Here is a 3,724-nt window from a genome sequence, read left to right on the forward strand (position 1 = left end):
CGCCGTCACCGGCGCGGGCTCGGGGTCGCGCGGCGCGGGCTGCTCCTGCGGCCGCGTCGCGGTGGGGGTGGGTGCGTCCGGGACCGGGGCGTCGTCGCCCGTGTGCGCGGGGCGCTGCGGAGCGTCGTCGGCGGTGGTGCCGGGGCGCTCGCCGTCCGCGGGGGCGGGGGGCGCCGTGGCGGGACGGGTGCCGTCCTGCGCCGTCGCCGGTGCGAGGACCGCCGGTGCGTCGTCGGCCGGTGCGGTGGCGTTCGACCCGCCCGCCGCACCCGACCCCGTGTCGCCGGACGTCCCGTCCGGTGCACCCGACGTCGTGGTCGCGGGCGTCGAGGGCCGGTAGCCCTCGAAGAAGTCCCACCACGCGGGGTCGACCGCGGTCTTGTCCTGGAGGTACTGCTCGTACAGCTCGTCCACCAGCCACGCGTTGGCGCCGAAGTCGGCACGGGTCACGTCTGGCTCGGCATGCTGGGACACGCGAGGATCGCCCACTTCCTCCGCGGCCGAAACCGCGTCTTCGCCGGATCAGTTCGTCCCCAACCCTACGTCCTGACCGGACGTCATCTCCCCCTGAGGGGTGCGAGCCGCGGGTGGTTCACGCAGTTGTCACACAACGGGTCGTCCCGGGGTGTCCTGCGTCCCATCTGCGGGTCTGCGGCAGGTCTGCCCCGCGCCAACTCGGTCATGGTCTCGCCTGGCGCGCCGGTGCACCCTCGGCGTACCGCCCCGCGGTCCTCGCCCCACCACCCAGCAGAGGGGCGGGACGAGGAGCGCGGGGGAGGTGCGGCCGTCAGGCCGCGCGCGACGTGGCGGCCAGTCGCGCCGCCACGACCGCGCCGACGGCCAGGACCGCGACCGTGATCGCCATCGGGACGGCGTCGTGCTCGCCGCGCAGGCCGACCAGCGGGGACACCGCGGCGCCGAGGCCGAACTGGAGGGCTCCCATGAGGGCGGATCCGGTGCCCGCGGCGTGCGCGGCCTCGTCGGTCGCGAGCGTCGTCGCGTTGCCGAACACCAGGCCGAGCGCGCTGACCAGCAGGAACAGCAGGGCGAGCGTCGGCCAGCGCGGCAGGTCCAGCACCACGACGTCCACCAGCAGCGCCACCGCGAGGACCGCGACCGCGACCACGCCGACGGCGAGCAGCCGACGGGGGGAGTACCGGTCGACCAGCCGGGTGCCGAGGCCCGCGACGACGCCGAGGCCGAGCGCGTTGGCTGCGAACGCCACCGAGTACTGGCCGACGGACAGGCCCAGGATGTTCTGCAGCACGAACGGCGACGCGGAGATGTACGCGAACATCGCGGCGAACCCGAGCACCAGCGCTCCCGTCCAGCCGAGGTAGCGGCGGTTGGTCAGCAGGGTGCGGGCGTCGCGCAGCGTGGTCGCGAGGCCGCCGCCGGTGCGACGCTCGCGCGGCAGGGTCTCGGGGACCAGCGCGAGCACGCCGACGAGCATCAGCGCGCTGACGGCCGCGAGGATGCCGAACACCCCGCGCCAGCCGACGGCCGTGACCAGGGAGCCGCCGAGGAGCGGGGCGAGCACCGGGGCGACGCCCTGGATGAGCATCATGACGCCGAACAGCTTGGCGGCGGCGGTGCCGCGCGCCCGGTCGCTGACGACCGCGCGGGCGAGGACCACGCCGGCGGCGCCGCTGAACCCCTGCACGAACCGGGCGGCGATCAGCACGCCGACCGAGGGGGCGAGCGCGCACGCCACGCCCGCCAGGGCGCACACCGCGCTGCCCGCGATCAGCAGCCCGCGGCGGCCGCGCTGGTCGGACAGCGGGCCGATGACGAGCTGGCCGAGCGCGAGCCCGACCATGAACGTGGTGAGGGACAGCTGCACGGCGGTGGCGCTGGTGCCGAGCTCGGTGGCCATGCGCGGGAACGCGGGCAGGTACATGTCGGTCGCGAGCGGGGCGATGGCGGTGAGCAGCGCGAGGACGACGGTGGTGGCGGGTGCGAGCGCGCGGGCCGGGGCCGTCGCGGGTGCTGCGGGGTCGAGGACGGGCAGGGGGGTGCCCGGGGGCGGGGTCATGGGGTGCTCCAGCAGGAGGAGGGCGGCGGGGCCGCTGGCCGGAGGATCATATCTATGACGCGATATATGTCGAGCGATATGGACCCTGCTACGCTCGCGACGTGACCGACGCCACGCCGCACGACCACCCCGGACCGGACGGGCAGGACCTGCGGGTCCTCGCCGTCGCGCTGCACGACCTGGCCCGCGGCGTCCGGCTCGCGCAGGGCGACGCCGCCGGGCTGCCGCCGCTGCCGCCCACCGAGTTCGAGGTGATGCGCTACGTCGACGCGCACCCCGGCAGCAGCGTCGGGGGCGTCGCCGCCGCGCTCGACCTCCGGCAGAGCAACGTCAGCGCCGCCGTCCGCGGCCTCGCGGACCGCGGGCTGGTCGAGCGCCGGTCTGACGCGGACGACCGCCGGGTCACCCGCCTGCACCCCACCCCGCTCGCGCGGCAGCGCCGCGACCCGGTCGAGCGCGCCTGGGCGACCACGCTGGGCGAGGCGCTCGCGACCCTGGACCCGGCGGACGCGGCGACGATCCGCGCGGCGGCGGGGCCGCTGGCACGCCTCGCCGCGCGCGCCCGGGGCTGAGACGGCGCGACGCCCCCCGGGTCCTCGTACCGCCCCACCGGGTGGGTGGCACGAGGACCGGAGGGCGTCGCGGCCGTGTCCGACCCGGCCGTCAGGTGATGTCGCGCTGCAGGGTGGTCAGGCGGCCCAGCAGGGCTAGGACCAGGGCGTAGCCGATGAGCACCGCGGCGCCCGCCGCCGGGGGCAGCAGGTCGCTGATCCCGCTGCTGGCGTAGAACGACCCGCCGCTGATGGCCTCGCCCGCCGCACCCGGCAGGAACTTGCCGATCGGCGCGGTCGCGTCGCTGAGCGCGAGGAGGGTCCGCAGGATCGGCTCCAGGAACTGCGTGAACGCCAGCACCACGACGATCGCGACGACCTGGTTCGGCATCGCGAACCCCAGACCCACACCGACGACGCACCACACGACGAGCGCGGCGGCGGTCCGGGCGATGAGCCCCCACGTCGCGGCGTCGCCGAGCTGGTTCGGCGCGTCCGTGAACGCGAACGCCGCGGCGGCCGCGCCGACGGTGGCGAGTGTGCCGAGCACGCCGTAGAGCACGCCGACCGGGACGCTGGCGAGCAGCTTGGCGAGCACGAACCGGTTGCGGTCCGGCTGCGCGAGCAGCGTCGGGGTCAGGGTGCGGTGCCGGAACTCGGTGGTGACGGACAGCAGCCCGACCAGCAGCGGCAGCGCGTACCCGAACGCCGCGGGCAGCGTGTACACCGTGGTGGTGACGGCGCTGGGGTCGTCCCCGAACCCGGCACCGCCGGCGCCCGCACCGTCGCCGGTGTCGAACGTGAGGGCGAACCCGAGGACCGCGCCCATGAACGCCATGTAGGCGACCATGACGAGGAGCAGCACCCACCAGGTGCGGGTGGTGACGATCTTCCGGTACTCGGAGACCAGCGTGTCCTTCATCGCGCACCTCCGGCGGCGTGGTCGGCGGTCGGGGCGGCGTGCGCGCCGTGGGCGGCCCCGGGCGGTGCGGTCAGGCGCAGGAACACGTCCTCCAGCCCGACGCCGTGCGTCGCGAGCTCGTGCAGCTCGAGGCCCGCGCCGAACGCGGCGCGCCCGACGGTGCGCACGTCCGTGCCGACGAGCTCGGCGGCGCCGGGTGCGCCGGTCCCGGCGGCG

4 protein-coding genes and 1 pseudogene are annotated in these 3,724 nt (G+C 76.1%); 1 reads left to right on the plus strand and 4 read right to left on the minus strand.

Annotated elements, in window-relative coordinates; translation table 11 throughout:
* Both EBM89_RS22325 and EBM89_RS19935 read right to left on the minus strand, forming a co-directional pair.
* The coding region (locus tag EBM89_RS22325) for a 2-oxoglutarate dehydrogenase E1 subunit family protein (protein WP_439647212.1) at positions 1–450 on the minus strand (450 nt) is incomplete at its 3' end.
* A gap of 337 nt (positions 451–787) precedes the next feature.
* Positions 788–2,035, minus strand: coding sequence for a multidrug effflux MFS transporter (locus EBM89_RS19935; protein WP_122151323.1), 1,248 nt, complete (start codon positions 2,033–2,035; stop codon positions 788–790).
* A gap of 101 nt (positions 2,036–2,136) precedes the next feature.
* Here EBM89_RS19935 and EBM89_RS19940 point away from each other — a divergent pair, with 101 nt between their 5' ends.
* Entirely contained in the window at positions 2,137–2,607 is a 471-nt protein-coding gene (locus EBM89_RS19940) for a MarR family winged helix-turn-helix transcriptional regulator (protein WP_122151324.1), read from the plus strand.
* Positions 2,608–2,698: 91 nt separating this feature from the next.
* On the opposite strand, the gene EBM89_RS19945 is transcribed toward EBM89_RS19940, so the two are convergent.
* On the minus strand, positions 2,699–3,508 hold the full coding sequence (locus tag EBM89_RS19945) for an ABC transporter permease (RefSeq protein ID WP_122151325.1): 810 nt from the start codon (positions 3,506–3,508) through the stop codon (positions 2,699–2,701).
* Positions 3,505–3,724: pseudogene (locus EBM89_RS19950) on the minus strand (hypothetical protein); the annotation flags it as partial. The gene EBM89_RS19945 and the pseudogene EBM89_RS19950, both read right to left, overlap by 4 nt.

This window comes from Cellulomonas triticagri (assembly GCF_003696205.1).
GTDB lineage: Bacteria > Actinomycetota > Actinomycetes > Actinomycetales > Cellulomonadaceae > Cellulomonas > Cellulomonas triticagri.